Annotated in this window: 4 protein-coding genes and 3 pseudogenes; 2 read left to right on the forward strand and 5 right to left on the reverse strand. The window is 31.7% G+C overall.

Translation table 11 applies throughout. The features are described 5' to 3' along the window. Window positions 1-113: 113 nt before the first annotated feature. Window positions 114-545: a PAQR family membrane homeostasis protein TrhA gene (trhA, locus tag P178_RS21225; protein WP_316929975.1), complete on the forward strand. Its 432-nt coding sequence runs from the start codon at window positions 114-116 to the stop codon at window positions 543-545. 221 nt (window positions 546-766) lie between these two features. On the opposite strand, the gene P178_RS0101300 is transcribed toward trhA, so the two are convergent. Together P178_RS0101300 and P178_RS21230 are read right to left on the reverse strand one after the other, a co-directional pair. Beyond that, window positions 767-1,192: a DUF4268 domain-containing protein gene (locus tag P178_RS0101300; RefSeq protein ID WP_027064533.1), complete on the reverse strand. Its 426-nt coding sequence runs from the start codon at window positions 1,190-1,192 to the stop codon at window positions 767-769. Beyond that, a pseudogene (locus tag P178_RS21230) lies at window positions 1,193-1,864 on the reverse strand (ZIP family metal transporter). It abuts the gene before it with no gap. Window positions 1,865-1,973: 109 nt separating this feature from the next. Here P178_RS21230 and P178_RS21235 point away from each other — a divergent pair. Beyond that, window positions 1,974-3,129 (forward strand): annotated as a pseudogene (locus P178_RS21235) (class I SAM-dependent RNA methyltransferase). Window positions 3,130-3,482: 353 nt separating this feature from the next. Here P178_RS21235 and P178_RS21245 read toward each other — a convergent pair. From P178_RS21245 to P178_RS0101345, 3 genes and pseudogenes are all read right to left on the reverse strand, one after another. Beyond that, a complete protein-coding gene (locus P178_RS21245) occupies window positions 3,483-4,124 on the reverse strand; it encodes a DUF6048 family protein (RefSeq protein ID WP_197026767.1) in 642 nt (213 codons plus the stop codon). Next, a complete protein-coding gene (locus tag P178_RS0101340; RefSeq protein ID WP_027064535.1) occupies window positions 4,105-4,611 on the reverse strand; it encodes a DUF6452 family protein in 507 nt (168 codons plus the stop codon). The genes P178_RS21245 and P178_RS0101340 overlap by 20 nt, the downstream gene beginning before the upstream one ends. A gap of 1 nt (window position 4,612) precedes the next feature. Next, window positions 4,613-4,882: pseudogene (locus tag P178_RS0101345) on the reverse strand (23S rRNA (uracil-5-)-methyltransferase RumA); the annotation flags it as partial.

Raw genomic sequence — 4,882 nt, forward strand, 5'->3', positions numbered from 1 at the left:
TTAGGATTCATACTCTAATCTCTTGTTCTATTTTTGTCCTAAACTTTATAGGAATAATCACTTAATAGAATGGTTGATAATACGATTGTTCGATATAATAAGAACCGATTTAAATGTCTTACTTAAAATTCTTAGAGAAAGAAGAAAAGTTCAATACCATTTCACACGGTATAGGTGCATTATTGGCTATTGTAGGTATGGTATTATTGATTAAGTCAAATAGTCATAAATCTGAGTATGCAACGTGGGGAATAGTAATATATAGTTTGTCATTAATAAGCATGTTATTAATATCTACGATATATCATGCAGTCGATAATAAAATTTGGAAACTAAGAATAAGAATTCTTGACCATATAAATATCTATTATCTAATAGTGGGCACGTATACTCCTGTTGCTTTAATAACACTTATAAATGGTAATGGATGGTTGATTTTCTTTGCTGTATGGGGTATTGCTATTGTTGGGACTATTTTAAAGCTTTTTTTTACAGGTAAATATGAAATTGTTTCATTACTTCTTTATCTGGCAATGGATGGTTAATAGTATTTGATTTTGAAAACTTAGTAGATAATACTTCTGAATTAGGAATTCAATTGTTGATGTTAGGAGGAGCTTTTTATACTATAGGTATCGTATTCTATGCTGTAAGAAAAATTCCTACAATCATTTTGTTTGGCACCTTTTCGTTTTAGCTGGTGCAATATGTCATTGGTTCTTTATCTATTTAGACATTATTTAAGGGCTAGCCCTTGTTCTGTTAATTATGAATCTATAATATCTTTATATTCTTCGTAAAATGACTCTATTTGATACATAGAAGTATTCAAGAATTCCATTGTTTGTCTCCAAGTGTTTTTATTGTGAATAGAAACATCGTTTATTTGAACGTAAACCCTTGAAATATCTTTTTGGCTATCTAGTATAAAGAAGTCTTCATAAATAGCCTCAGGAAGATATTCATCTATTAATATTGATTTTAGAGCTACCAGTTGGTCCCAAACTTTCACACGTTGTTCTAGATCTGAATCTACATCAATGGAAACCATTGCCATTTTTAAATTAAAATGAAACTTAAAGGATAGTCCTTTGACCTTAGTTTTATACAAAGTCCATTTATTTGGAAATGATTTTCCAAAAGCAATCCAAAATTCTTCACGTAATTTTCTAGAGTCTTCTTTACTGAACATTTATAAAAAATATGCGATTGTTATTCCTAGTATAATTACTAGTAACTTCCTTAAATTGAATTTATGACCTTCAGAACTTTCAAATAATATTACGGTAGAGATATGTAAAAATACTCCTATTACTAAAGCATTTAGATAAACACCGTATGTAGATAATAAATCAATGGTATGCGCTAAATAGGTACCTAAAGGAGTCATTATGGCAAACAATACCATAAAGAGTCCGGCTTGCACTGGCTTTAAATTAGAACCTAAAAGGAAAATACTTAATATAATCGCTATTGGAATTTGTGAATTAGAATTCCATAAATAATAGTATCATTAGTACCTATTGGAAGACCTTCAAGAAGTGAATGAATACAAAGACTGATAAAGAGTAACCATGGAAAATTTTGACTCTCTTTTGATATGTGTACATGACCGTGTTCTGCCCTTTTAGAGAAGAATTCTAAAAATATTTGAAATAGTATTCCTAACATTATGAAAACTCCAATTGACTTTGAATCAATAGTTGAATAAACTTCAGGTAGCATTTCAAATATTGTAAGTGCTAAAGAAAGCACCACTAAATGCTAGTAAAAGTTTAAAGGTTTCATTTTTTTGTGGCTTAGCTATAAAGACAAAAAGAAAACTAATTAACACTCCTAGAATTGGTAAATATAAATCATGCAGATGCTAATTAAGCTTTTAGAAAAGGAAATAGGTCATTAATTAAACTAGCGTCAAAATTAGCGTATTTTTGCGGTACGAGAAAAGATGAATATGGGTAAATAATTTTAAAATGGTCGCTAAGACCTTATTTGGTTTTGAAGAGCTTTTGTCTAAGGAACTTAGAAATCTTGGTGCCAGCAATGTTGTAGAGGGAACTAGAAATGTATCTTTTGAAGGTGATACGGGGTTTATGTACAAAGCAAATCTTTGTTGAGAACAGCTATAAAAATTATTAAACCTATTCATTCATTTCGTGTTAGGGATGAAAATGACTTATATAAAAAGATATATGCAATGGAATGGACAGAATATCTTTCTGTCAGTGAAACATTTGCTATTGATGCCACGGTAAATTCAGAACAGTTTACGCATTCATTATATGTCTCTCAAAAAACTAAAGATGCAATATAGATAATTTAGAGATACTGATGGTACTAGACCGGATGTTGATGTAAAGGATCCAGATTTGCGTATAAATATTCATATCCACAATAATGATTGTAATGTTTCTTTAGATAGCTCTGGTACTTCATTACACAAAAGGGGATATCGTACAGCAACAAATATTGCGCCTATAAATGAAGTCTTAGCTTCTGGTTACTTTTATTAAGTGGTTGGGATGGACAAAGCGATTTTTTGATCCAATGTGCGGTAGTGGAACTATGTTGACAGAAGCTGCTATGATTGCTTGTAATATACCTGCAAATATTAATAGGAAAGGTTTCGCATTCGAAAAATGGACTGATTTTGATGCTGAACTATTTGAAAAGATTATAGACCTCTAAGCTTAAAGAAGACCAGAGAGTTTCATCATAAAATTATTGGTTATGATAAAGCGCTTCTGCAGTAAGAAAAGCCCAAGATAATATTGACAATGCTAACCTTAACGGATTATATAACTGTTGAACGAAATGACTTTTTCAAAACAGACAAACCAACAGAAGGAACGCTACATATGTGTTTTAATCCACCCATATGGTGAACGATTAGATATAGATATGGAAAACTTCTATAGCGCTATAGGAGACACTTTAAAACAAGGATATCCTGGTACAAATGCTTTGGTTTATAACCAGTAATTTACCTGCTTTAAAGTTTGTTGGGCTAAGACCTTCTCGTAAGATTAAAGTGTTTAATAGTCATTTAGAATCTCGTTTGTGAAATATGAGATGTATGAGGGTAGCAAGAAGGCAAAATATCAAAAGGGAACGAAGAATGAAACCTAAGCATAAAGTTTTAATATATAATTTTTTAGGTTTTGCCAGTCTCTTTGTTTTGTTTCGCTTTGGCTTACAAGTATTACTAACAATAGACTCTTTCTACCTAGCTGTAATTTCAGCTATTGCGGCTTCTTTTTTAGCTCCAAAATTTGCCAATTACTAAAATTGACGCATAGAGAAGATTGTAATGAAATGGGATTTTTGTAAAAGGGTTTAAAATATTATAACGCTCTTTTGTCTTGTGGGTCTTGTGGAGGTGCCGATTCTTCAATTTTTTTCTTAACCTTATTTTCTTTTTGTAAAGAGGTAAGAAATAAGATATGCTGTAATTGTATCCAACTCCAAATTACTGTCCCAAGTTACTTTGTTAAACCTGGTACATAAAGATTAGGGAAGCGCTCGTCTTCTTTTTGGCTTAATATAAGACCTAGGCGTATACTGGCACCCATATATACATTTGATATTACTTCTATTTTAGTACCAAAAACAGCCTCAATCCAAGTGGCAGAAAGTCCTGAAAATTTTTCGGGCACATCAGAGCCGTTTGCAAAACCATCTGGATTCCAATATCTATTCGTATCAAAGTATTGATAATTATTTAATGTGTTTTCAAAGGTGCTAAATGCTAGTCTAGCGCCCATGGAAATTAAATTATGCTCACCGTACCAGTTAGCATATGTATTTTTGGTTACACCTAGTTTTAGATAATTACCAGAAGTAGTAAAATTGTAAAGATCTTCTTGTCTGGTTTTTTCTTCATTTCCAAGTTCAGCAGCTAGATATAAATTCTGATTTAATCTGTAATCCGCAACTATTTCAAAACCTTTATAATTATCATCTAAAGCACCAGTAATGATTCTACTTAAATCTATACCTAACCCTAGACCATAAGATTGTTTATACTCTAACGTATCCTTTGGATTTAAATCTATGGGCTTACTTTGACTAAGTGCTAAACAAGAACATAGTAGAAATAAAAGATTAATGAAAAATCTTGACATGTGTAGAATCTGAGTTTGTGACTAGGGATTGTGTTATTTCAATATCTTGAATCCAGTTATTATCATCGGCAGTAAGGCTTCCTTGTAATTCATCATAATTGACAACAAAACCACATCCGCGAGATAGAAAATCTTCTAAACGGTTATAGGAAAAAGTAATGGTATCAACGTTTCCAGTTTCTGTGCCATCCTCATTTTCAGCAGAACTGCTAATCAATATAAAACTTGTAGCATCTTCATCTGTTTTTAAAGGAATGGATATTGTACTTACCGTACTTCTATCTGTTACAGTATTGACAGTAACATTTGTGCCAACACCTACAGCTCTTAAAGTGGTAACTTCTTTTAAAGCAGAAGTATCTGTAACATCGTAAAATTCTATAACCAAAAGAGGAGTATCTCCCTCAACACAGATATCATCTTTCTCACATGATGATGCGAAGATAATACCTAGGAAAATTAATAATCCGATTTGAAATCTTCTCATTTTAAACTTTCTTTTCTAAAAGTACAACATTTTCTACGTGATGAGTCTGTGGAAACATGTCTACTGGCTGAACTTTAGTAATTGTATACATCTCTTTCATTAATTCTAAATCTCTAGCCTGCGTAGCGCTATTACAACTAACATAAACTACTTTTTTAGGAGCGATGTTTAGTATTTGCTGAACAACGTCTTTATGCATACCATCTCGTGGAGGGTCAGTAATAATTACATCTGGCACACCATTTTGAGTAATAAATTGTTCGTTGAATAC

It is taken from the genome of Maribacter sp. Hel_I_7 (assembly GCF_000688315.1).
GTDB lineage: Bacteria > Bacteroidota > Bacteroidia > Flavobacteriales > Flavobacteriaceae > Maribacter > Maribacter stanieri.